At 66.3% G+C, this 24,808-nt stretch carries 20 protein-coding genes, 1 tRNA gene and 1 pseudogene; 17 read left to right on the forward strand and 5 right to left on the reverse strand.

Translation table 11 applies throughout. From position 1 onward, the window contains the following. From QN347_RS13975 to QN347_RS14025, 11 genes are all read left to right on the forward strand, one after another. Positions 1-479, forward strand: a 479-nt coding sequence (locus QN347_RS13975; protein ID WP_323494067.1) for a hypothetical protein, incomplete at its 5' end; no start/stop codon positions are given. A 70-nt stretch (positions 480-549) separates the two neighbouring features. Continuing rightward, entirely contained in the window at positions 550-3,354 is a 2,805-nt protein-coding gene (locus QN347_RS13980) for a class I SAM-dependent DNA methyltransferase (RefSeq protein ID WP_322161138.1), read from the forward strand. Then, the gene (locus QN347_RS13985; protein ID WP_322161140.1) at positions 3,351-4,232 is read left to right on the forward strand and encodes a restriction endonuclease; all 882 of its coding nucleotides are present in this window, start codon (positions 3,351-3,353) and stop codon (positions 4,230-4,232) included. The genes QN347_RS13980 and QN347_RS13985 overlap by 4 nt, the downstream gene beginning before the upstream one ends. Positions 4,233-4,524: 292 nt before the next feature. Further along, positions 4,525-4,743 carry a translation initiation factor IF-1 gene (infA, locus tag QN347_RS13990; protein WP_010162480.1) on the forward strand — a complete coding sequence of 73 codons (219 nt, stop codon included), beginning with the start codon at positions 4,525-4,527 and terminating at the stop codon, positions 4,741-4,743. Positions 4,744-4,868: 125 nt separating this feature from the next. Further along, complete coding sequence (locus tag QN347_RS13995) at positions 4,869-5,438, forward strand: Maf family protein (protein ID WP_322161159.1); 570 nt, start codon at positions 4,869-4,871, stop codon at positions 5,436-5,438. Between the two features lie 6 nt (positions 5,439-5,444). Beyond that, the gene (locus QN347_RS14000; protein ID WP_322161161.1) at positions 5,445-6,401 is read left to right on the forward strand and encodes a ribonuclease; all 957 of its coding nucleotides are present in this window, start codon (positions 5,445-5,447) and stop codon (positions 6,399-6,401) included. Next, positions 6,401-6,589 (forward strand): DNA gyrase inhibitor YacG, encoded by a 189-nt coding sequence (locus QN347_RS14005; RefSeq protein ID WP_133190620.1) that lies wholly within the window; start codon positions 6,401-6,403, stop codon positions 6,587-6,589. The genes QN347_RS14000 and QN347_RS14005 overlap by 1 nt, the downstream gene beginning before the upstream one ends. Positions 6,590-6,619: 30 nt before the next feature. Continuing rightward, positions 6,620-6,695: transfer RNA gene (locus QN347_RS14010), tRNA-Phe, on the forward strand. Positions 6,696-6,729: 34 nt separating this feature from the next. Beyond that, positions 6,730-7,476 (forward strand): SDR family NAD(P)-dependent oxidoreductase, encoded by a 747-nt coding sequence (locus tag QN347_RS14015; protein ID WP_416194511.1) that lies wholly within the window; start codon positions 6,730-6,732, stop codon positions 7,474-7,476. A 113-nt stretch (positions 7,477-7,589) separates the two neighbouring features. Next, positions 7,590-10,061: a DegT/DnrJ/EryC1/StrS family aminotransferase gene (locus QN347_RS14020; protein WP_322161164.1), complete on the forward strand. Its 2,472-nt coding sequence runs from the start codon at positions 7,590-7,592 to the stop codon at positions 10,059-10,061. Then, positions 10,058-11,113, forward strand: a complete 1,056-nt coding sequence (locus tag QN347_RS14025) for a glycosyltransferase family A protein (protein ID WP_322161166.1) — start codon at positions 10,058-10,060, stop codon at positions 11,111-11,113. The genes QN347_RS14020 and QN347_RS14025 overlap by 4 nt, the downstream gene beginning before the upstream one ends. Before the next feature lie 12 nt (positions 11,114-11,125). On the opposite strand, the gene QN347_RS14030 is transcribed toward QN347_RS14025, so the two are convergent. From QN347_RS14030 to QN347_RS14045, 4 genes are all read right to left on the reverse strand, one after another. Then, positions 11,126-12,490, reverse strand: coding sequence for a cation:proton antiporter (locus tag QN347_RS14030; RefSeq protein ID WP_322161168.1), 1,365 nt, complete (start codon positions 12,488-12,490; stop codon positions 11,126-11,128). A gap of 60 nt (positions 12,491-12,550) precedes the next feature. Next, the gene (locus QN347_RS14035) at positions 12,551-16,138 is read right to left on the reverse strand and encodes an ABC transporter permease/M1 family aminopeptidase (RefSeq protein WP_322161170.1); all 3,588 of its coding nucleotides are present in this window, start codon (positions 16,136-16,138) and stop codon (positions 12,551-12,553) included. A gap of 14 nt (positions 16,139-16,152) precedes the next feature. Next, entirely contained in the window at positions 16,153-17,064 is a 912-nt protein-coding gene (locus QN347_RS14040; RefSeq protein WP_189676036.1) for an ABC transporter ATP-binding protein, read from the reverse strand. Between the two features lie 95 nt (positions 17,065-17,159). Then, positions 17,160-18,572, reverse strand: coding sequence for an alpha-amylase family glycosyl hydrolase (locus QN347_RS14045; protein ID WP_322161171.1), 1,413 nt, complete (start codon positions 18,570-18,572; stop codon positions 17,160-17,162). A 244-nt stretch (positions 18,573-18,816) separates the two neighbouring features. Between QN347_RS14045 and QN347_RS14050 the strand changes: the two genes are divergently transcribed. From QN347_RS14050 to guaD, 4 genes are read left to right on the forward strand one after another with little or no spacing between them, the layout of a single operon-like run. After that, a complete protein-coding gene (locus QN347_RS14050; RefSeq protein ID WP_416194471.1) occupies positions 18,817-19,308 on the forward strand; it encodes a bile acid:sodium symporter in 492 nt (163 codons plus the stop codon). Beyond that, on the forward strand, positions 19,305-20,681 hold the full coding sequence (locus tag QN347_RS14055; RefSeq protein ID WP_322161172.1) for an NCS2 family permease: 1,377 nt from the start codon (positions 19,305-19,307) through the stop codon (positions 20,679-20,681). The genes QN347_RS14050 and QN347_RS14055 overlap by 4 nt, the downstream gene beginning before the upstream one ends. Positions 20,682-20,685: 4 nt before the next feature. After that, a complete protein-coding gene (locus QN347_RS14060; protein ID WP_322161174.1) occupies positions 20,686-20,985 on the forward strand; it encodes a hypothetical protein in 300 nt (99 codons plus the stop codon). Next, positions 20,982-22,274 (forward strand): guanine deaminase, encoded by a 1,293-nt coding sequence (gene guaD, locus QN347_RS14065; protein ID WP_322161175.1) that lies wholly within the window; start codon positions 20,982-20,984, stop codon positions 22,272-22,274. Before QN347_RS14060 ends, guaD begins: the two co-directional genes overlap by 4 nt. A 10-nt stretch (positions 22,275-22,284) precedes the next feature. Here guaD and QN347_RS14070 read toward each other — a convergent pair whose 3' ends face one another. Next, positions 22,285-22,815, reverse strand: coding sequence for a phosphoribosyltransferase (locus QN347_RS14070; protein ID WP_133190638.1), 531 nt, complete (start codon positions 22,813-22,815; stop codon positions 22,285-22,287). A 245-nt stretch (positions 22,816-23,060) separates the two neighbouring features. Between QN347_RS14070 and QN347_RS14075 the strand changes: the two genes are divergently transcribed. Together QN347_RS14075 and QN347_RS14080 are read left to right on the forward strand one after the other, a co-directional pair. After that, on the forward strand, positions 23,061-23,543 hold the full coding sequence (locus QN347_RS14075) for a cytochrome c (RefSeq protein WP_322161176.1): 483 nt from the start codon (positions 23,061-23,063) through the stop codon (positions 23,541-23,543). Positions 23,544-24,217: 674 nt separating this feature from the next. Then, positions 24,218-24,736: pseudogene (locus QN347_RS14080) on the forward strand (alpha/beta fold hydrolase); the annotation flags it as partial. Between the last annotated feature and the right edge of the window lie 72 nt (positions 24,737-24,808).

Raw genomic sequence — 24,808 nt, forward strand, 5'->3', positions numbered from 1 at the left:
AGATGTGTATAAGAGACAGCCACCGCCCCCTCTCCCCCGGCGAGCTCGACCACGCGCAGGCCCTGTTCGGCCCCGCGATCGCGTACGACGGCATCAAGGTCCACGCCCGCCGCTACCTCCCCTTCCAGCCGCGCAGCGTCGCGATGGCCCCCAACGGCCACATCTATTTCCCGAAGCCCAGCTACAAGCCGGACTTCTCGACCACCGTCCCCGATCTCGCCTGGATCCTCCACGAACTCACGCATGTCTGGCAGCACCAGCACGGCATGTGGGTCCGCCTGCGCGGCACGCTCGCCGCCGGGCGCTACCATTACGGCGACCTCGCCGACACCAACCGCCCCTTCACGCGCTTCAACATCGAGCAGCAGGCGGCGATCGTCGGCGATTACGTGCTGACCACCAACGGCTACCACCCCCAACACGGCCGCGGCGCGCGCGCCGATTACGAGCGCGTGCTGCCGTTCATCGGCGGCGGGTGATCGGCGGGAGCGCAAGCCCCTTGCCTTTCTCCCGCGCTTTCCGCCACATGCCCCGAAACGGGGGCGAGCGATGCGGTTAGGCTGGGACGAGATCAAGCGCCGCGCGCGCGCGTTCAGCAAGGAGTGGCAGGAGGCGCATTACGAGAAGGGCGAAACGCAGTCCTTCTACAACGATTTCTTCGACATCTTCGGCATCAAGCGCCGCCGCGTCGCCACCTATGAGCAACGCGTCAAACTGCTCAGCAACAAGCACGGCTTCATGGACCTGTTCTGGCCGCGCACGCTGCTGATCGAACAGAAAAGCGCCAAGCTCGATCTCGACAAGGCCGGCACGCAAGCGCTCGATTATATCGACGGCCTGCCGCAGGCCGAACAGCCGCGCTACGTGCTGACCTGCGATTTCCAGAGCTGGCGCCTGCTCGATCTCGATACCGGCACCGAGACGCGCTTCAAGCTCGCCGACCTGCACAAGCATATCGAGGCGTTCGCCTTCGTCCTCGGTCGCCAGCGCACCTTCGAGACGCAGGCGGGGGTGACGATCAAGGCCGCCGAGCTGATGGGCAAGCTCCACGACGCGCTCGAGGCGGCGAACTACAAGGGGCATGATCTCGAACAGCTGCTCGTCCGCCTGCTGTTCTGCATGTTCGCCGACGATACCGGCATCTTCCAGCCCAAGGACATCTTCCTCGAGCTGCTCCAGACCGACACGCGCGAGGATGGCAGCGACACCGGCCGCATCCTGGTCGAGCTGTTCGACGTGCTCGACACGCCGGAAAGCGACCGCCAGACCGGCCTCTCGGGTGAGCTCAACGCCTTTCCCTATATCAACGGCCAGCTCTTCGCCGGGCATCTGCGCACGCCGGTGTTCGACACGAAAATGCGCGCGCTGCTGATCGACGCTTGCCGCCACGATTGGACCGGGGTCAGCCCGGCGATCTTCGGCTCGCTGTTCCAGTCGGTGATGGACGCCAAGGAGCGTCGCTCGAAGGGCGCGCATTACACCTCCGAAGCCAATATCATGAAGGTGATCGGCCCGCTCTTCCTCGACGATCTGCGCGCCGAGCTCGACCGCCTGGTCGCGCGCCGCACCGGGCGGGATACCGCACTGCTCGAATTCCAGGCGAAACTCTCGCGGCTGACCTTTCTCGATCCGGCGTGCGGCTGCGGCAATTTCCTCGTCATCGGCTATCGCGAGCTGCGGCGGCTCGAACTCGCCTGCCTGCAGGCGCTGTATCCGACGCAGCAGATCGACGCGGTGCTGCTCAGCCGCGTCACGGTCGAGCAATTTTACGGCATCGAGATCGAGGAATTCCCCGCGCGCATCGCCGAGGTGGCGATGTGGATGGCGGATCACCTCGCCAACAACGAATATAACGAGGCGTTCCAGGGCAATTCGGCGCGCATCCCGCTCAAGGATTCGCCGCATATCCTCAACGCCGATGCGCTCGACACCGATTGGGCCGAGTTGGTGCCGCCGGAAAAGCTGCATTATATTATGGGCAATCCGCCGTTTGTGGGAAAGAAGGAGCAGTCCACCAAGCAAAAAAACCAGCTCAAACGCGCAGTCGGTTCTGCCGACAATTTCGCAATTCTTGACTATGTTGCGGCGTGGTTTGTCAAGGCAGGAGAATTCGTCGATAAAAACCCCAGCATTCGGATAGCTTTCGTTTCGACAAATTCTATTACCCAAGGCGAGCAAGTTGCTCAGTTATGGCCAATATTATTTGACCGCACTCATCTAGAGATAGCTTTCGCGCATCGAACCTTTAGCTGGAACAGCGAGGCGCGCGGAACAGCGCATGTGCATGTGGTCGTGACCGGTCTTGCACATCGCGACAACGAACCCGCAGAAAAAAGGCTCTTTAGCTACCCCGATATTAAGAAAGATCCGGTAGAAACCCGACACACTTCGCTTACGGCATACTTATTCGATGCGCTAGGGGTAACAAATCGCCACTTGGTAATTCCTTCAGCGAAGTATCCAATTAATGGAGCACGCCGCCTAAAAACCGGGGTGCAGATGATCGACAACGGCCTTCTGACTTTCACGCATGATGAACGCGATCTTTTTCTCAGAGATGAACCAGCCGCAGAGCCGCTATTTCGCGATTTCTTGGGAGGAGACGAATATATCAATGGGTTTTCACGTTCGATTTTGTATTTGGCCGAAGCGGATCCTGCTATTCTTCGAGCCTTGCCCAGGGTCATGGAGCGAATGCGTATGTTGCGCGACTATCGTTCTAAAAGCGAACGACCCAGCACGCTCGCAATGGCAGACTATCCCACAAAAATTGGCGTCGATGAGCGGCTCACTTCCGATTATTTGGTTATCCCAAACACCAGCTCCGAGCGTCGAGCTTACGTCCCCATTGGTTGGCTTACTCCAACGAGTATCGCCAATCAGACTCTTCGAATTTTGCCGGACGCAACTTTTTTTGAATTTGGCGTCCTAACCAGCCGGTCACATATGTCTTGGCTCGCTCATATCGGCGGACGGATGAAAAGCGACTACCGCTACTCTAATGGTGTCGTCTATAATACATTCCCTTGGCCCGATGCCACGTCCACCCAGCGCTCCAAAATCGAGCAACTCGCGCAAGCCGTGCTCAAGGCCCGCGCCGCGCATCCGACCGCCAGCCTCGCCGACCTCTACGATCCCGACACCATGCCCGGCGACCTGCGCCGTGCGCATCATGCGCTCGATCTGGCGGTCGACCGGCTCTATCGCCCCGCCCCCTTCGCCTCGGACCGCGACCGCGTCGAGCATCTCTTCGGCCGCTACGAGGCGCTGGTGAACCCGCTCGCCACCACCGGCGTAAAGGCCAACCGCCGCGTCGCGCGCAAGAGCGCCGCCCAGCAGGATGACACGCCATGATCCCGCCGCATATCGAGGCGATCAAGAAGGACGATTTCTACGTCCCGACCCTGCAGGTCTTGCGCGAACTGGGCGGCTCGGCATCGATCGAGGAGATCGAGGAAAGGCTGATCGACCGCTTTTCCTTCACCCAGGCCGATCTCGACACCACCTATCCGACCAGCGGCGACACGATCGTCACCGACAAGATGTCGTGGGCGCGCAGCTATCTGAAATTTCCGGGCTTCGTCACGAATGATTCGCGCGGCGTCTGGGTGCTGACCGAAGCGGGGCGCCTCGCCGTCGATCAACCGCTCGACGCGCTGCGCAAGCAGATCCGCAATGCCAAGGCGGCCCGTCGCGCGGAACAGCTCGCCGCCAAGGCGTCGCGCGCCACCGCCGATGTCGCGGATGACGAAGCCGACGAGACCATCGCCGACTGGTCCGACTTGCTGCTCGCCAAGCTCCAGTCGATCGAACCCGCCGCCTTCGAACGCCTCTGCCAGCGTCTCCTGCGCGAACACGGCTTCACCCGCGTCGAAGTCACCGGCAAATCGGGCGATGGCGGGATCGACGGGCAAGGCGTGCTGCGCGTCAACCTCGTCTCGTTCCACGTGCTGTTCCAGTGCAAGCGCTACAAAGGCTCGGTCGGCGCGCCGACGATCCGCGACTTTCGCGGCGCGATGCAGGGCCGCGCGGACAAGGGGCTGGTCATCACCACCGGCACCTTCACCCCCGATGCACGGCGCGAGGCGACGCGCGACCGGGCGCCCGCGATCGACCTGATCGACGGCGAGGCGCTGTGCAATCTGTTGCGCGAGGTCGGGCTTGGCGTCGTCGTGCGGCCGGTGACGACCTATGAGATCAGCGTCGATGGGGCTTTCTTCGACGAAATCTAGAGCGGTTCTCGGGCCTTCGAAAAACCGCTGTCCTACACGCCCGCTTTTTGTCATCCTCTCCCCCGACTCGCGCCCAACAGCGCCGCTCTTTCTCAGCGTCAGCCCTTCAACCGCATCCCCCGCGCGATCATCACGAAAACGGAAACGATCGAACCCGATAACACCAGCTCCAGGGGTCAATCGAGTCAACCGGCGCTCGGTTCGTCGCACCGCTTTCCTTTTCGGGCGTGTTCGGCTATGCGCCGCGCTTCGCGAACACAGCACAAGATCACCCACATCCTCAGAGGTTTGTTTGGCAAAAGAAGAACTGCTCGAAATGCGCGGCCAGGTGGTGGAGCTTCTGCCCAACGCCATGTTCCGCGTGAAGCTTGAGAACGATCACGAAATCCTCGGTCACACCGCCGGCAAGATGCGCAAGAACCGCATCCGCGTGCTCGTCGGCGACGAGGTGCTGGTCGAGCTGACGCCGTACGATCTGACCAAGGGGCGGATCACCTACCGCTTCAAGTAAACGCGCCGACCCCGTTCCGCCCCGGCGACGGCCGGGGTCCGGTCGTGAACTGCCGCGGGCTCTGCCGCGCGTGATGACAACGACCTGCGCGCTCGGCCGGCGGCCGTCGCCGGGGAAGGTATGATATGACCCTCGTCCTCGCTTCCTCCTCGCCGCGCCGCCGCGATCTGCTCGCGCGGATCGGGGTGACGCCGTCGCGAATCGAATCGCCCGACATCGACGAGAGCCCGCTGCCCGGCGAGGCGCCCCGCGTCTATGCGCTGCGGCTCGCGATCGCCAAGGCGCAGGCGGTGGCGCGTGCCGCGGGCGAGATCGTCATCGCCGGCGACACGACGATCGCATGCGGGCGCCGCATCCTGCCGCCCGCCGACACCGAGGAGATCCAGCGCGGCTTGCTCGGCCTGCTCTCGGGCCGGCGCCATCATTGCCTGAGTGCGGTGTGCGTCATCGCCGCCGACGGCACGCCGCGCACCCGGCTGTCGGACACGATCGTCGCGTTCAAGCCGCTCTCCGCCGCCGAGATCGACAGCTATGTCGCCAGCGGCGAGGGGCTCGGCAAGGCTGGCGGCTATGCCATCCAGGGCCGCGCCGAGGCGTTCGTGCGCTTCCTGTCGGGGTCGCATTCGGGCGTCGTCGGGTTGCCGCTGTTCGAGACGCGCGCGCTGTTGCTGGCAGCGGGCGTGGCGCTTGGCTGAGCGGCCATGAGCGAATGGCTCTACGAGGCCGGGATCGGCGAGGCCCGCGCGATCCTGGTCGCGGGCGGCGCGATCGTCGAGGCGCGGATCGAGCTTGACCGCGACGGCCCGCGGATCGGCGCGGTGCTGAGCGCCCGGCTGGTCGAGATCACGGTGAAGGGCCGCGAGGGCCGCGTCGCCTTTGCCGGCGGCGAGGCGATGCTCGCGCCGCTCCCGCCCGGCATCACGCAAGGGGCGACGCTGCTGGTCGAGCTGGTGCGCGAGGCGATCCCCGAGGGGCGCCGCACCAAGCTGCCGCGCTGCGTCCCCGCCGACGGCCCCGAGCGCGCCGGGCCGAGCCTGTACGAGCGAATCACCGCCAGCGGCGTGGCCGTGCGAACGTGCCACGCGCACGAGCCCGACCATTTCGAGGCCGCCGGCTGGTCCGAAACGCTCGAGGAAGCGCAGACCGGCGACATCGTCTTTTCCGGCCCCGTCGGCGGCGCGCTGCGGATGAGCCCGACCCCGGCGATGACGCTGTTCGACGTCGACGGCTATCCCCCGCTCGAACCGCTCGCGCTCGCCGCCGCACGCGCGGTCGCCGCGGCGATCGTGCGGTTCGACATCGGCGGGTCGATCGGCATCGATTTCCCGACGCTCACCGGCAAGGCAGCGCGCGGCGCGGTCGATGCCGCGCTCGACGCTGGCTTGCCGCAACCGTTCGAGCGCACCGCGATGAACGGCTTCGGCTTCGTCCAGATCATCCGCCGCCGCACCCGCGTCTCGCTCCCCGAGCTGCTCCGTGCCGATCCCGCCGCCGCCGAGGCGCGTGCGCTGCTCCGCCGAATCGAGCGCACCCCGCCGCCGGCCCCGACGCAGCACCGCGTGTCGGCGCGCGTGCAAAGCGCACTCGCCGCCAATCCGCACTGGATCGCCGAGCTCGCCCGGCGTACCGGCGTCACCCCGGTCTTCGAGGTGGCATGATGGCGCGTTCCAAACCCTGTCCGCTCTGCGGCAAACCGCCGCTCGCGGCCTTCTCCCCGTTCTGCTCGCAAGGCTGTCGCGACCGCGACCTGCTACAGTGGCTCGGCGAGGGGTATGCGATCCCGGTGCGCACTTTGCCGAGCGAAGATGATGAAGACGGGCTAGACACGCCCCAAGACCGCGACTAAGACGCCGCTTCCCCGGAGCAATTCGGGAGTGCCCGAGTAGCTCAGTTGGTAGAGCATGCGACTGAAAATCGCAGTGTCGGTGGTTCGAATCCGCCCTCGGGCACCATTTTCCTGACAGCGTCGGAGACATGGTGATGACGATGCGTACGGTCTTCATCACGGGCGGAACCTCGGGCATCGGCGAGGCCGCGGTCCGCGCGTTCGCTGCGGCGGGCTGGCGCGTCGTCACCACCGGGCGCCGTTCCGATCGGCTGCAGGCATTGGCCGATTCGCTCGGTGACACGGTCCACACGCTCGCCTTCGACATTCGCGACCGCGCGGCGATGGAAGCCGCGATCGCCGGCCTGCCGTCCGAGTTCGCGCAGATCGACGCGCTCATCAACAATGCCGGCCTCGCGCTCGGCACCGCGCCCGCGCAGGACGCAAAGCTCGAAGACTGGCAGACGATGATCGACACCAACGTGTCGGCGCTGGTCGCCGTCACCCGGGCGCTGCTGCCAGGCCTCGTCGCGCGCAAGGGCGCGATCCTCAATCTGTCGTCAGTGGCGGCGACCTACCCTTACACGGGTGGCAACGTCTATGGCGGCACCAAGGCGTTCGTCCGCCAGTTCAGCCTCGGCCTGCGCGCCGATCTCCACGGCACCGGCGTGCGCGTCACCTCGATCGAGCCCGGCATGGTCGAGACCGAATTCACCGTGGTGCGCACCGGCGGCAACCAGGCCGCGTCGGACACGCTCTATGCCGGCGCCAACCCGATGACCGGCGGCGACATCGCGGCAACGCTGCTGTGGATCGCCGAACTGCCGGCGCACCTCAACATCAACACGCTCGAACTCATGCCGGTCAACCAGTCGTTCGCGGGGTTTGCCGTGGCGCGCGAAAGCTGATCGCACCGCACACGGTCCGCAGCGGATCGCAGCATATGTCAGGCGTGTAACGAGATTTTAGGGGGCTCGACGCCACAAGGCTCGGGTCCGTAGTCCAGACAGGCCCGACCACCATGCGCTACCCCTTGATCGCTCCCAACCCTCCGCGGCTCAGCGATCATGTCGACGCACTGCAGCGCGTCGAGGCGTCGGGCCATTTCAGCAACAACGGCCCCGAGGTCCGCGCGTTCGAGGCCGCGGCGACCGCGCAGCTCTTCGACGGCCAAGGCGCCTGCCTCGCGGTCAACAATGCAACGCTCGGCCTGATGATCGCAATCCGCGAAGCTGCGGGCGAGCGCACCGCCGGCCGCTACGCGCTGATGCCCGCGCTGACCTTCGCCGCGACCGCGCAGGCGGCCTTGTGGGCCGGTCTGACCCCATTGATCTGCGACATCGACCCGGCCGACTGGACCGCCAGCGCCGAAGCCGAGGAGCGGCTGCTGCGCGACTATGGCGATCGCATCGCGGTGCTGCTGCCCTATGCGACCTTCGGCACCGCGATCGACCTCGACCGCTATGCCTGGCTCCAGCGCGAACACAGCGTCGGCGTGGTGGTCGATGCGGCCGCCTCGCTTGGCACGCGCGACGCCGGCGGCGGCGGGTTCGGCGCGGGGGCGCCGTTCGCGGTGGTCCATTCGATGCACGCGACCAAGACCTTTGCCGTTGCCGAGGGCGGGTTGATCCATTCGGGCGACACCGACTTGATCGCACGGCTGCGCGCGATGACCAATTTCGGTTTCGAGGCCAATCGCAGCGCGACGCTGTTCGGCCTCAACGCCAAATTGCCCGAAGTGCTCGCGGTGATGGCGCGCGCCAAGCTCGCCGAGATCGACACGGTATGCGACCAGCGCGCCGCGCTCGAGCATGCCTACCGTACGCAACTAAAGGGCGTCGCGTTCCAGCAGGCGGAAGGCCAGCGCCGCGCCAGCCAGTTCATGCCGGTGCTGCTGCCCGAAGCGGTGGCACATCGTCGGAGCGAAATTGCCGCCGCGCTCGCAGCGGTCGGGATCGGGTCGGGCCAGTATTTCAGCCCGCATCTTGGCGAACAGCCGCTGTTCCAGCGAACTGCGACGATCCTGCCGACGCCGGTCGCCGATTCGATCGGGGCGCGGTCGCTCTCGTTGCCCGTCACCGACGCGATGACCATCGCCGACGTCGCGGTGATCGCCAAGGCCTTCAACCGCATCCTGGCGCGCGAAACGCGCAGCGCCGCCCGGCCGCGCCAGCACGCGATCGCCTCGCTGCTCATCGTCGGCGGCGGCCCTGCCGGCACCGCGCTGCTCACCGCGGCGAGCAAGCGGGGTCGCCTTCCCGAGCTGGCAGCATCGGGACTGATCGTCGCCGAGCGCGAAGCGACGCTCGGCGAAGGGCGGATCGGTCGCTACGCGATCACCTCGGACAGCACCGCCGAGACTTTTCTCAGCGCGGTACGCGACAATCCGCATCCCGAGCTCGCCGCGCTGGTCGATCATCCGACCGGGCAAGCCGTCGGTCACTATGTCGGCGCGCTCGGCGTGCCGCTGGTCGAGGTGGGCCCGTTCGTCCAGGCGACCGGACATCGCCTTCAGACACTGGTGGCGCAGCATGGCGGGACGGTCCTAACCGGACACGACGTGCTCGGCACGACGCGCGTGGCAGGCGGGCTGTGGTCGAGCCGTATGCGGCGGCGCGCCGACGGGCACGAGTTCGACCAACTCTCGAGCGCGGTCGCGATTGCGACGGGCGGCCACCAGCCGCTCGACCGGCTCGCGGCGCAACGCGTCGGCGGGGTGTCGCTTGTGAGCGAGGTCGGCGATCGGCTGATGCAGTCGGACGAGGCGCTCGCGCTCGGCGGCCCGGCTAAGATCATCGATCTGCTCTCGACCAAGCGGAATCCCAAGATCGTCGTGATCGGCGGATCGACAAGCGCGATCGCGACGATCGTCCTGCTGCTCAAGACCGCGAGCCTCCCGCTTGGCGCCGGCGCGATCACGCTGCTCCACCGCCGCCCGCTTCGCCCCTTCTATCCCACCCCCGCCGCGGCGCAGGCCGAGGGCTTCACCGATTTCGGGCCCGACGACATCTGCCCGGTCAGCGGCTTCGTCTATCGCCTCGCGGGCTTCCGGCTCGAGGCGCGCGAACTCGTCCTGCGCGAACTCCGCGTCGACGGACGCACGCCCGATCCACGGCTTACCGTCCATCAGGTGCGCGGCGACGACGATGCGGTCGCGCGCGCGCATCTCGCCGAGGCCGATCTCGTCATCGCAGCGCTCGGCTATCGCCCGCGCGCGCTGCCGGTGCACGATCAGGATGGCCGCGCGATCGCGCTCGCGGCGCACCAGGGCAGCGCGATGGTCGATCGGCATTGCCGCATCCTCGATGCGAGCGGTGCGGCGATCCCGGGGCTGTTCGGCATCGGCCTGGCGGCGGGCTTCGTGCCATGGGGCCGGCTTGGCGGCGAAGCGAGCTTCTCGGGGCAAGCGAACGGACTGTGGCAATGGCAGAACGATGTCGGCGCGATGATCGTTGACCAGGTGCTCGGCGATGGCGCACGAGCGGTGGCATGACTGCCCCTACCGTTAGTGTCATCATGCCCGCCTATAACGGGGCGGACTTGATCGGCGAGACGATCGTTTCGCTGCAGGCGCAGACGTTTGCCGATTTCGAACTGATCATCGTCGACGATTGCTCGACCGACAATACCGTCGCGGTCGCGCGCAGCTTTGCCGATCCGCGCATCCGCGTACTCGAGGCGCCGTCCAATCGCCGCGTCGTGCTGACGCGCAACGCCGCCTTTGTCGAGGCGCGCGGGCGCTACATCGCCGCGCTCGACCACGACGATCTGTGCCACCCGACGCGGCTCGCGCGCCAGGTCGCCTATCTCGACTCGCATCCTGAGATCGTGCTGGTCGGCAGCGCGGCGAACGTGCTGTTCGAGGGCGCGATTCTGCCGTCCGCGCTCGCGCCGCTATCGACCCCGGCGCTGATCGAATGGCTGATGCGGATCGAGAACCCGTTGGTCTGGTCGTCGGTGATGATGCGCGCCGACGTGGCGCGAAAGCTCGATCCGTTCCAGCGTCCCGAGCGCGTCTATGCCGAGGACTTCGATCTGTATCACCGTATCTCCGCATTTGGCGGAATCGCGCGGATCGACGACGAATTGCTGACCTATCGCCGGCATGGCGGCGGCGCGTCTCAGCGCCAGGCGACGGCGATGCGCGAGCGTGCGAGCGAAGTGCTGGCCGATGCCTATGCCCCGCTGTTCGGCGACGCGGCGGGTGATGCCGCGGCGTTGATCGGCCACTACGTAATGGCGCAGCAGCCGGTCCCCGATCGCGCGACCTTCGAGCGCGTCGGCGAGACGCTCGTCGCGCTGCAGGACGATTTCATCCGCCGCCACGCGCCCGACGCCGAGAGCCTCGCCCTGATCCGCTGGGAAACCGCGCGGCGCTGGGCGCGGATCGGGCGCGCCGGTTTGCGCACCGGCCGTCTGAAACTCGGCGACGCGACTGGCGTGCGCCCCGATCATCTCGGGATGGGCTATGCGGGGATCGAGGAGCTGATCCTGTCGCGGCTGGTCGGCACGATCCGCTCGGCGCAGCGGCGCAAGGCCGGCTGATCGCGCGCCGCGTCAGACCGTCGCCAAGTCCTCGTCGACCGCCGCCAGATCGCCGCGCGCGCGCGCCGCGCGGCCATAGACCGCCTCGAACAAGGGGGTCGCCATCACGGTGGTGACGATCGCCATCAGCACGAGCATCGCGAACAGCGTCGGCCCGATGATGCCCTTTTGCAGCCCGATATTGATGATGATCAGCTCCATCAGCCCGCGCGAGTTCATCAGTGCGCCGATGCCGAGCGCGGTGGAATTGTCCTCACCCGAAAGCCGCGCGGCGGCATAGCAGGCGCCGAACTTGGCGAGGATCGACACGACCAGAATGCCGAGCGCGATCAGCAGCAGCGACCCCGACGCGACCATGTCCATCCGCGTGTTGAGCCCCGAATAGGTGAAGAACATCGGCAGCAGCAGCACGACCGCGAGGGGCTCGACCTTGCGCTTGAGTTCCGCGACGAACAGCCCGCGCGGCATGCACACCCCCATAAGGAACCCGCCGAAGATCGCATGGATGCCGATCGCGTCCATCACGAACGCCGACAGGCAGAACAGCAGCAGCGCGACCGCGAGCATTCCGCTGGTCATCTCGCCACGCGCCTCGACGATCCGGCCGAGTGGCGCAAGCAGCCGCCGCCCGAGCAACAGCATGAAGCCGGTATAGAGCAGCGCCCCGCCGATCGCGAGCACCGCAACGCCCGCCCCCGCCCCGAAGGTCGCGAGCACGATGGCCAGCACGCACCACGACGCCGCATCGTCGAACGCGCCCGCGGTGAGCGACAGCGTGCCGAGCGCCGAATTGGCGAGGCCGCGCTCGTTGATGATCCGCGCGAGCATCGGGAAGGCGGTCAGCGCGATGCACGCGCCCATGAACAGCGTCGCGCTCGCGCGGTCGATGCCGGGCGCAAACAGGCCGGGCACGGTCAGCAGGAAGGGCGTGATCAGCACCGCGAGCAGGAACGGCGCGGCGATCCCCGCTGCCGAGACCATCGCCGCGCTGCGCGCCTTCGACTTGAAATGGTCGAGCTGGAGCGTCAGGCCGACGATGAACATGTACAGGCCGACGCCCAATTGCGCGCCGACATAGAGGACGTTGCGCGTCTCCTTGGGGAAGATCGCGAGCTGCAGGTCGGGCAGCAGCAGCCCGAACAGCGACGGGCCGAGCACGACGCCCGCGATCATCTCGCCGACGACTTGCGGCTGGCGCAGCAGCTTCTGCCCGAGCCACCCGACGACGCGGCACGCGAGGATGATCACCGCGAGCTGGAGGAAGAAATGGACGCTGAAATCGCCCGGCGTATAGCTCTTGACGGCATTTACCGCAGGGCCGTGTGCCCCCAGCACCCCGCCCAGCGCCTGCCACGCCTGGCCCAGCAATTCGCCCATCATCGTCCCCACATATCCCGCGCAGCGCTCCCCGCTGCGCCCGAGTGACGCGCTAGCGCATCACCCGGTCACCGGCACGATATTATCGTCCGAATTGCGATCGATATAGGTGGTGTAGGGATCGATCCCGGCAAACGCCGGCTTGCGCTTGCTGACGATGCGCAGCGTCTGCACGCCCGACCGCACGGGCAGGCGCTCCATCGATACGACGTCCTTGGACGAGAAGGCGCCGTAATCGGGCTTGTGGTCGAACAGCCCGACCGCGATCGTGTCGGACAGCGGCGCCGGCGTCTCCTTGCCCGTGCCGCTTGCGTAGAATTTCGCGGCATCGACGCTGAGCAGCGTCTCGAACGTCCCGTCGGGCAATTTCCGCACGGTCGCGGTCTTCGCCTTGAGATCGTAGAGCGTGATGCGATCGAGCACGTCGCGGACGAGCTCGCGCTCGGCGGGGGTCCGCGCGAGGCCGAGGAAGCCGTTCACCAGATCGAGCGAGCGCGGATACGGCTGGCTCTTGAAGCGATATTTGGCGAGCAGGTCGCGCAGCATCGCATTGACGCGCGCCTCGCCGAGCCGATCCTGCAGCAGGTACATCACCACCGCGCCCTTGCGATAATGAATGTATCCCTGGTCCTCGACGCGGTCGAGCGGCAGCTCCTCGATCCGCTCCGATCCGCGCGACCGCAGATAGCTGTCGAGCTCGTACTTGAGGAAGCGGCGGATCTTGTCCTCGCCATTGAGGTGCTTCATCACCATCAGCGCCGAATATTGCGCCATCGTCTCGACCAGGATCGTGCCGCCCTGCATGTCGGCGCTGATGATCTGGTGCGCCCAATATTGATGCCCCAGCTCGTGCGCGGTGACATAGGTGACATAGTCGATCTTGTCTGGCGCATTGGCATCGGCGAGGAAGCCGATCCGCTCGGAATACGGGATCGTCCCCGCGAACGCCTGTGCAAAGCTCGCATAGCCCGGGAATTCGATGATCCGCGCATAGTCGAACTGATACGGGCCGAAATTGGCGCGGTAATAGCCAAGCGCGCTCTTCATCGCAGCCAGCATGCGATCGACATTATAGGCGTGCTTCGCATCGTAGAAGACCGACAGCTTGACCCCATCGGCCATCTCGGACTTCTCGGCATAGGCCGCCGATTGCACCGAGAAGAACGCGAGGATCGGCGCGGGCGAAACGAAATGCGCGGTGCGTCGTCCGTTCGCGACGGTGTCGGACAGCTTGCGCCCCGGCGCGATCGGCGTCTGGCCGGCATCGGTCGAGACGGTGATGTCCGAATTCACCCAATCGGCATCGCCGATATAGTTGCGCCGCTGCGCCGACACGTCCTCGAGCTTGGCCTTTCGCAACTCCGGCGTCAGCCCGTATTTGCGCCGCTTGGCGCGGTCGCTGAGCAGGCCGTCGCGGTCCATCCCGATCTGCGGGGCGAATTCCGAATTGCTGAGGAAGGTGCCGTTGCCGACGAGCCGCGCGTCATCGCCATTGGCGCGCAGCGCGACCGTCTGGCGATGCGTCACGAACGACAGCGTCCCCGTCGCCCCCGGCGCGAGCGGCGTGGCGAAGCGGTAGATGCGGTATTTGAGATCGGCATCGTCCATCGCGAGCGTGGCGCCCGGAACCGCGATCGACACGATCGTGGTATCCTCGTTGGCGAGCCGCAAGTGCAGGTCGCGCAACGGCGCGCCGGTATCGTTGACGAAGCGATAGCTACCCTTCGCCTCCATCCGGCGCTGCGCCGGATAGAGCGCGACATCGAGCTTGATGTCGGTGGTCGACGGCTGGAGGACCTTTTCGTACTTCAGATACTTCTTTTCATACGTCGCCAACCGCGCCTCGCGGTGCTCGCGCGTGCGATAGACGTTGAGCACGTCCATCTGCCGATAGAGCCACACCCCCGTCACGATCGACACGAGCAACCCGCCGGCAAGCACTGCACCCGCCGGCCCCTTGAGCCGCCCCGGGAGCTGGCGGAGCCGCGGCGCGAGCCGCGTCTCGGTCCCGCGCCGCCACAGCAGATGCGCGACCACTGCGAGCGCGAGCGCGATCCCCGACCAATAGAGCCGCAGCCACCAGCTGAGCGGCCCGCCGATCTGGTCGCCGTTCATGTCCGACAGCTGGAGGTTGCCGCTGCTGCCGTAATTGTAGAGCGGATGCTCGAACCCGATATTCTGCAGCGTCAGCGTCGCGACGAGGTAGATCACCATGATCCCCCAGCCGACGAACTTGTTCGGGCTGAGCGCCTGGACGAACACCGACAGGATCGCGATCAGCACCATGTCGACCGTCATCGGCAGCAGATACCAGCCGAGATACTGCAGCGGCTCGAGCGCGGTCACGCCGCGCGCGAGCTGGACGAACATCGCCGCCACTGCCGAGATGACCAGCGTCGCAAACAGCACGCCCGAAACCGCGAGTGCCTTGGGCACGATGTACGCCCAATTAGGCAGCGACGTCGCATCGATGATCTCGTGCATCCGCCGCTCGCGGTCGCGCCAGACGACCTCGCCGCCATAATAGATCGCGATGATCAGCGGGAAGACGCCGAACGCGCCCATCAGCGTGCCGATCACCGCAAAGGTCAGCGGGCGCGCTGCTGTGCCGTACATCTCGCCTGCGAACAGCAGCCCGCCGAGCGCGTTGAACAGCCCGATCAGCAGCAGCACGACGAATGCCGGGCTGCGAAACACCAGCCCCATCTCGAAGCGGCAGCGCAACCACAGCCGCGCGCCGTTCGCTGCTGCCGGGCGGACCGGCGGCAGGCGATCGACGAGCAGCGGCGCCGACGCGGCGAGCTTGGCGTCCTTGCGCTGCTGTCGCCGCAACTGGCGCTTCGACGCACCGCGTTCGGAAAAAGTGAAGCGCGAATAGGCAAGCGCGAGCGCGGCGAACGACACGACGAGCCAGATCAGCCGGTTCCACAACAGCACGCCGGCAAACGACGGCAGATGCGTGTTCGATTCGCTTGCGGTGAAATAGCGAGTCGTCTTGGCGAGCGCGCCGAGCCCGAACGGCTCGATATACGCGCCCAGCTCGCGATATTCGGGCTTCGCGCGGATCACCGTGTTGAGCACGACATAAGCGACGAGGAACACGACGACGCCGAGATACGAATACATCATCGATCGCGTCATCGTCGCGACCGCGAAGAAGATCGACGCCGTCAGGAACAAATTGGGCAGCGCCAGCAGAAAATAGACCGACACATAGTCGAGCAGCCGGTTCGCCCCCATCGTATCGGCATCGACCCACGGCATCAGCGAGCCGAGATAGATCGCCAGCGGCACGACGATGAACGTGATCGCCGCGGCGACGAACGCGCCGAGGAAGCGCCCCATCAGATAATCGAAGCGCGAGACGCGCGTCGAGCGCACCATCGGCCCGAAGCCGCTCTCATCGTCGCGCACGATCACGTTGGCGACGAACGCCGTCGTCACGAACATGTAGAACAGCGTCAGGATCAGCGAGATCTGCGCGATCGCGACGGGCGCGTTCTTGTGGATATTGCCGCCGCCGCCGATCTGGATCTGCTCGGTCGTCATCGCGCCGAACGGCAGCAGGAAGAACAGGACCGAGACGACCCAGAACACCGGGTTGCGGAATTGATAGCCGAGCTCGAAGCGCGCGATCTTGCCGAACATGCCCCCGGCCCCCTTCACGCGGCTGCGACGGTGGGATGGACCAAGGCTGCGTCGCCGCTGCGCGAGCGCGACAATGTCGAGAAATAGACATCCTCGAGCCCGCCGATCACGGGCGCAAAGCCGTCGCCGGGATCGGTATCGGACAGGACGTGGATGATCGTGCGGCCGGCGAACAGGCGGGTCGAGATGACCTTCTGCGTCTGCGCATAGTGCGCCATGTCGTCGCGCGCGATCGTCTTGGCCCAGACGGTGCCGCGCGACGCCTGGATCAGATCCTGCGGCGCGCCCTCGAGCTGGATCCGCCCGGCGGCGAGCACCGCCATGCGCGGGCACAGATCGGCGACATCCTCGACGATATGCGTCGACAGGATGATCACGACATTCTCGCCGATCTCGGCAAGCAAATTGAGGAAGCGGTTGCGCTCCTCGGGGTCGAGGCCGGCGGTCGGTTCGTCGACGATGATCAGTTCAGGGTTGCCGATCAGCGCCTGCGCGATGCCGAAGCGCTGCCGCATCCCGCCCGAAAAGCCCGCGATCGCCTTCTTGCGGACGTTCCACAAATTGGTCTGGTTGAGCAGCGTCTCGACCGTCGCCTTGCGCTCCTGCGCCGAGGCGACGCCTTTGAGCACCGCCATATGATCGAGCATGTCGTACGCCGAAACGCGCGGATAGACGCCGAAATCCTGCGGCAGATAGCCGAGCCGCTCGCGCAACGCGTCGGGGGTCGCGAGAATGTCGATCTCGCCGAAGCGGATGCTGCCCGAGGTCGGCGCCTGCAGCGTCGCCACGGTCCGCATCAGTGTCGACTTGCCCGCGCCATTGGGGCCGAGCAGCCCGAACATGCCCTTGGGTATCGACAGCGTGACATCGTCGAGCGCCCGCGTTCCGTTGGCATAGACATGCGTAACGTGTTCGAGTTCGAGCATGATTTCCCCCTATGTCGGAGGAAAGCTAGCGCAGTGTATTACAAAGCTAAAGCGCAAAATGCATCGCGCATGCGCCGCAGTGCGGCCGGGTCAGATCAGCGTGCGCCGGCGAGCAGGCGATACCCCCATGCCGGCAAGGTGACCTTGCTTGTGGCATCGATCACCAGCGCCGATCCGTCCGCGGCATCGACATAGCGACCCGCGACCGGGCCGTCGCTGAACGACACCGTCTGCGGCGCACCCGACAGGTTGAACAGCGCGAGGACTGTGTCGCCGCCCTTTTCGCGTGCGAACGAGAAGACCTTGGTCGGCGCGCTGTTGACCACCGGCGTCATGCGCGCGCCCCACGGCGCGTTCCACAACGCCGGGTGCGCATCGCGGAATGCGATCAACTGGCGAAACAGCGCGGCATTGGGATGGTCGCGCCACGTGATCGGGTCGCGGTCGAAGAATTTGAGCCGCCGCGGGTTGCCCGCCTCCTGCCCGTTATGGATCAGCGGCATCCCCTCGCCGACGAACGACAGCGCGATCGCGGCGGGAAGCGCGGGACCGAAGCGTTCGAACTCGGTGCCTTCCCACGCATTCTGGTCGTGATTCTCGGTATAGGTCATCCGCATCGCCTCGGCCGGCCATGCGCTCTGCACTTCGGAATAATACCCGAACAGCGCGTTCACATCGGCCTTGCCGGCGCCGATGTCGGCCATCGCATTGTTCCATTTCCAGGCATAGGACGCGTCGAACGCCTTGGCGTGGACATCGCGCTGGTCGAATTCGGCGAGCATGAAGACGGGCTTGATCGCGTCGAGTTCGGCGCGCGCCGTCTCCCAGAAATCGAGCGGCACATAGCCCGCGACGTCGCAGCGGAAGCCGTCGACACCGACATCGCGCACCCAATATTTCATCGACTCGGTCATGTATTGCCGCAGCCCGGGCTTGGAATAGTCGAGATCGATGATGTCGGACCAATCCCAGAACGGCGTCGGCCGGTTGGCGCCCTTCCAGTCATGCTCGTACCAGTCGGGATGCGTGGTGTGGATGACATTGTCCCATGCGGTATGGTTGGCGACCCAGTCGAGGATGACATGCATCCCCTGCGCATGCGCCGCCGCGACGAACGCCTTGAGATCGTCGACCGTCCCGAACTCGGGGTTCACCGCGCGATAGTCCTTGACCGCATAGGGGCTGCCGAGCCCGCCCTTGCGGTTCTTCTCGCCGATCGGATGGACCGGCATCAGCCACAGGATGTCGACGCCGAGCGCCTTCAACCGCGGCAACTGCGCTTGCGCGGCGCGAAACGTCCCCTCGGGGGTGAACTGGCGCGTGTTGATCTGATACAGCACCGCCGTCTTGGTCCAGGCGGGATGGTGCAGCGAGACATAGGGCCGCGGCTGATAGCGCGCGTCGATCGCGGCGCTGCCCGGAGCGGCCGCTTGCTTGGCTGAGGCCATGCCCGAGGACAGCAGCGCGACCATCGCCAGTCCAAGCGCACCCATCCGCATCGCCCGCATCGCATTCCTCCCGTTTTATCTTGGGGCGCTTATGCCACTGCTCGGGCGGGGAGCACGGTGAATACGTATGTGACGGCGCGTGCGGACGCCGCGGCGTGTTAGAGGCACCGACGCAGATTTGCCCATGCCATCCCGGCCAGCGGACGCCCGACCACTGCCCCCTGCGAGTGCACGGTTTTTTGGCAACGGAGCATGCCGGTCATTATGTTGGATCGTGCGCCTAAAGCAGGCCATGACGTGCCCCATGTCGCGCGCCGTCAAACTTCTTCTCCCGATCGATCGCTTTCTCCTCTGGCTGATTGCCACCGTGGTGCTGGCAAGCCTGCTGCCCGCGCGCGGGGCGGCGACGGGCTGGGTCGATCCAGTGCTGCTCTCCGGCATGCTCTACCTCACGCTGCTGCCCTCGACGGTGCAATCATCGATCGCGTGTACGGCGATGGCGCGCGGGAATGTGGCGGCGGCGGTGTGCAGCGCATCGCTGTCGAACCTGCTGGGCATTTTCCTGACACCGCTCTTGGTCGGCGTGTTCCTGCACGCCGCGGGCGGCGGCGCGGTCGCGTCGTCGCACTCGATCGGCACGGTCGCGCTGCAATTGCTGCTGCCCTTGCTGGGCTTGCAGGTGATCGGCCGGCCGGGGGCCGAGCGGACGCTGTTCCGTTCCGCGGCGATGCTGGAGGAACGGGGGCTGACCGGCGTTTCCCCGCCGGGCGGGGCATTTCAGGGGGACTATCGATGACGCAAGCGACCCGACCGATCGATCCGGGAGCCCCGCCGATCGTGGGCGCGCACCGCCTCGACCGCTATTTCCGGATGAGCGAGCGCGGCACCACGGCGCGGACCGAGGTGCTGGCGGGGGTCACCACCTTCCTGACGATGGCCTATATCGTGCTGGTCAATCCCGCGATCCTCGGCCAGGCGGGGATGCCGGTCGCCTCGGTCGCCGCTGCGACCTGCTTTGCCGCCGCCTTCGCCTCGATCCTGATGGGTGTGGTCGCCAATACCCCCTTGGCGCTCGCGCCGGGCATGGGGCTCAACGCCTATTTCAGCTTCACCGTCGTCCAGCAGATGGGCGTGCCATGGCCGGTCGCGCTCGGCTGCGTGCTGATCTCGGGCGTCGCCTTCCTGCTGCTGACGCTGACCGGCGTGCGGCAGATGATCGTCGCCGTCATCCCGCAGCAACTGTTCGCCGCGGTGGCGGGCGGGATCGGACTGTTCATCGGCTTTATCGGGTTGAAGAATGCCGGGATCGTCGTCGCAAGCCCGGCGACGCTGGTCGCGCTCGGCGATCTCACGGCACCCGGCGCAGCGCTCGCCTTGTTCGGCCTGCTCGTGATCGGCGCGTTGAGCGTGTGGAACGTGCGCGGTGCGATGCTGATCGGGATCATCGGCACCACCCTGGTCGGCTGGTTCGCGGGCCAAGTCGTGTTCAAGCCCGAGCCCTACAGCCTCTCGGCGCTCACCGGCACCGCGTTCAAGCTCGATCTGCCCGGCGTGTTCGGGATCGGCGGGCGGCACGGGCTCGGGCTGATCGAGATCCTGTTCGTCTTCCTGTTCGTCGATCTGTTCGACAATATCGGCACGCTCGTCGCGGTGACCAAGCGCGCCGGGCTGATGGACGCCGCCGGGCGCATCCCCGGACTCAACCGTATCCTGATGACCGATGCCGTCGCGACGATCGTCGGCTCGCTCGCGGGCACGAGCACGGTGACGTCGTATGTCGAGAGCGCGGCTGGCGTGCAGGCGGGCGGCCGCACCGGGCTGACCGCGGTGGTGACGGGCGTGCTGTTCCTGCTCACCATGTTCGTCGCGCCCTATGCGCAGCTGATCCCGCTGGCCGCGACCGCGCCCGCGTTGATCATCGTCGGCGGGCTGATGCTGCTCCCGTTGCGCGAAGTCGACTGGGAGGATGCCTATTCGGCGATCCCCGCCTTCCTCACCGTGGCGATGATCCCGCTGACCTTCTCGATCGCCAACGGGCTCGCCTTCGGCATCACCGCGCATGCGCTGTTGAAGCTGATCCTCGGCCGGATCACCTCTGCGGACTGGTTCCTGCTGCTGCTCGCCGGGTTGTTCGCCGTGCGCTTCGTGTGGATGAGCGCGGGGGCATGAGCTGATGCGCCACACCGTCCGATCCGATCGCGGCATGGTCACCGCGCCGCACCACCTCGCCGCGCAGGCCGGGCTCGCCATGCTGCGCGACGGCAGGACCGCAGCGAACGCGCAAAAGCTAGCAAGCTGCGCCGGCAGCCCCGCACCGATCCCGCGATCTTCGAGCGCGTCGACCGGCCGTTGCGCGAAGGCGAATGGCTACGGCAGTCGCTGTTTGCCGAGCATCGGCCAAGCGATCGTGCTCGTCGCTGCGACAAGCCGCAGCGCGGCGCGCAAGACCGCCCAGCTCGGCCGCGCAGCATGAGCGCGCGCGGCTTTCGCGGCGCGCTGCTCTCGGTCGCGCACGATCCGCGCGATCATGCCGATGCGATCCGCCACGAACCCGATGGACTGCTGATCGTCGAGAATGGGATCGTCGTCGCGCGTGGCGACTATCAGGACATGGCGCCGCGCTATCCGGGACTCGCGATCGAGGCACTGCCCGGACTGATCGTCCCCGGCTTTGTCGATGCGCATATCCACTATCCGCAGATGGATCGCATAGCGTCGCACGGCGCGCAATTGCTCGACTGGCTCGACACCCACATCTTCCCCGCGGAGAAGGCGTTTGCCGACCGCGCACATGCCGACGCCGTCGCCGCGGCGTTCCTCACCGAATTGCTGCGCAACGGCACGACCAGCGCGCTCGTGTTCGCAACCGTCCACCCGCAGTCGGTCGATGCGCTGTTCGAGGCCGCCGCGCGCCGCAATATGCGGATCGTCGCGGGCAAGGTGCTGATGGACTTGGGGCCAGAGGGCCTCGCCGATACCCCCCATTCAGGCCGCGCGGAGAGCGAGGTGCTGATCCGGCGCTGGCATGGCCACAAACGGCTCGGCTATGCCGTGACGCCGCGTTTCGCGCTGACTTCGTCCGATGCGCAACTGGCCGATACCGGCGCGCTGCTCGCGGCGCATCCCGACGTCCTGCTCCACACGCATCTCGCCGAAAATCTCGGCGAGTGCGCCGCGGTTGCCGAGCGCTTCCGCGACGCGCGCGATTATCTCGACGTGTACGATCGCTTCGGGCTGGTCGGCCCGCGCTCGGTCTTCGCGCACGGCGTGCATCTGTCCGACCGTGCCTGCGCGCGGCTCCACGAAAGCGGTGCGGGTGTCGCGGTGTGCCCGAGTTCGAACCTGTTCCTCGGTTCGGGCTTCTTCGACTTCGGGCAAGCCGACCGCCACTCGCTACGGCTCGGGCTCGGCACCGATGTCGGCGCAGGAACGTCGTTCTCGCTGCTGTCGACCGCGGGGCTCGCCTATCAGGCGGCGCTCGCGCGCGGCGATCGGCTCGATCCGTTCCGTGCGCTGTATCTGGCGACCGCGGGCAGTGCCGGTTTGCTCCACATCGCGGATCGGGTCGGCAGCCTCGAACCCGGGCAGGAAGCCGATTTCGTCGTGCTCGATACCGCCGCGACGTCCTTGCTCGCACGCCGCACGACAGGCGCGAGCCTCGCCGAGAAGCTGTTCGCGCTGCAGGTCCTCGGCGATGACCGCGCAATCAGCCGGACCTATGTGCTCGGCGAGTGCGTGTGGGACAAACACGCCGATCGGTGACGCCCTCGCGTCAGGCGAGGCGATGCGGGACCGACAGCGCTTCCTCGACGATCGTCTCGCTCATGCCGACGGCTTCCCACGGGAAGACGAACCAGCGCTTGTCCTCCGCGCGATCGATCGTCCTGGCGTGATAATCGACGCGCACTTGCGAACGGACATTGTCGAGCAGCACGGCGAATCGCACGTTGCCGGTGTCACACCCCGCCTCCGCGAGCAGGCGCCGGATGTCGGCGATCGTCCCGCCGCTGTCGTTGATGTCGTCGACGAAGAGCAGCCGGACGCCATCCGCGCTCTTGGCCGCGACCTTGCCGAGCAATTCGTCGGCAAAGCCCGGCACTTTCGACGAATGATCGATCGACAGCATGTGCACTTTCAGCGCGTGCGACAGGAACACCGCGGGCACGAGCCCGCCGCGCCCGATCCCGACGACGAAATCGGGCATCCAGTCCCCGCGCGCGACGGCGTGCGCGACGGCTTGCGTATCGGCGACGAAATCGTCGTGCGGAATGTAATAGAGCTGGGGGCTGGCGGCGGTGCTCATGACGCGACACTCCGTATGGCGGCGCGATGGCGGCCCGCCGAAGCGAGGCCGGTTATCGCGTCTGGTCGGCAAGGGCAACCGCCGCCGCGCCTGATGGCGGATGCCGACCTGTCGGGGATCAGAGCGGTTCCGCACGACCAATTTTCGGATCGCTCTGGCGTCAAACGCACAGATGCGGGACACAGGCACCCGGTGCCGGCGACGGCGCGGATGGATCGTTTCCTCTTTCATCATGGATATTCGCGATGCTGAGACTGCGTACCTTCAAGACTGTGTCGCTTACCGCCTGTGCGCTTTGCGCGACTATAGTGGCGGGATCGCTCGCCGCCGGTGCAGGCCCGGCGACCGACGCCGTGATCGCCACGCGAGTCGATGGCTTCAAGAAGATGGGTGGCGCGATGAAAGCGCTCAACGATGAGTTGAAGAGCGACGCGCCCGTCAAGGCGACGATGGTCGCCGCCGCGCAGATGATCGCCGAGACCGCGCGCGCGCAGGGCAAGCTGTTCCCCGCCGGCAGCGGGCCTGCGCCCGGCGTCAAGACCAATGCGTTGCCCATCATCTGGACCGACCGCGCGACCTTCGACGCGCAGATGGCCAAGCTCGTCACCGCCGCCGACACGCTCGTCGCGGTCGCGAACAGCGGCGACGCCGCGGCGATCGGCGCGCAGACGAAGGCGACCGGCGCAGTGTGCGGCGGCTGCCATCGCCAGTTCCGCTCGAACACCTGAGGCATCGATGCTCGCCCGCGACTGCCGGGCGATTGCCGAGACCGAGGTTGTGAATTCGGGACCTGCCGGCGCGTCTGTTCAATTCGCTGCGCGTCGCTCTGCTCGACGTTTCGGGGGGGAGCGAGTCGCAGCATCCGGTCGCGGAAATGGGCCAGTGACGACGGCTGAGCCGGCGACGGATCGTTCCTGGGCGTTGCTAGCCACGCTCGGCGGGGTCGGTGCGGGGTTCATCGCGCTCGCGGTCGCGCGCGGGTTTCGCTTTTGCCGCTATTGCACGCGCTGCCCTGAGATATTGTCGAAGACGATCAGCTCGTTGCGTTGTATAAACACCAAGACTCCGATCGCGATGACGTCGGCGCCTGCGAAAATGGCGTGCGACGATCCGCGATCTGCCACGCTTTCGACGATCGGCGTGAGGCCGAGCGAAAACCGACTGACCTTTCAACTTCATCGAATAGTCATGACAGTTTTATGTAGGTGATTTCGACAAGAGCACTGCTCTAAACCGCTCTCAGACGCACCGCTTCACACTGCCTCATCGGGGAACGCTGCCATGTCGAGCACTGCACACGCCGGACGCCATGCGCCGCTCGCCAGCAGCGCCGCCCCCGCCGAACAGGTGAACCGCTAGCGCCTCCCGACCGAATTCCCCCCTGGCCAAAAAGGACTGACCCATGAGCTATGTCACCACCCAAGACGGCGTCGAGATTTTCTTCAAGGACTGGGGCGCGAAGGACGCGCAGCCGATCATGTTCCACCACGGCTGGCCGCTGTCGTCGGACGATTGGGACTCGCAGATGCTGTTCTTCCTCGCCAACGGCTACCGCGTCGTCGCGCATGATCGCCGCGGGCACGGTCGCTCGACGCAGATCGGCACCGGCCACGATATGGACCATTATGCCGCCGATGCAGCCGCGGTGGTCACGCATCTCGACCTCAAGAACGTCATTCATATCGGCCATTCGACCGGCGGTGGCGAAGTCGCGCGCTATGTAGCCCAACACGGTCAACCGCAGGGCCGCGTCGCCAAGGCGGTGCTGGTCAGCGCGGTGCCGCCGCTGATGCTGCAAACCGAGGGCAACCCCGAGGGCCTGCCGATGGCGGTGTTCGACGGGATCCGCGCCGGGCTCGCCGCCAACCGCGCGCAGCTGTTCCACGATTTTGCCGCAGGGCCGTTCTACGGCTTCAACCGGCTTTGTTGCATAACGTCGCGAGAGCATAACCGCGCTTTTACTTGAAGATGTTATGAGAGGCGGACGGTCACC

Origin of the sequence: Sphingomonas sp. 10B4 (assembly GCF_035019905.1) — a bacterium.
Classification (GTDB): Bacteria; Pseudomonadota; Alphaproteobacteria; order Sphingomonadales; family Sphingomonadaceae; genus Sphingomonas; species Sphingomonas glacialis.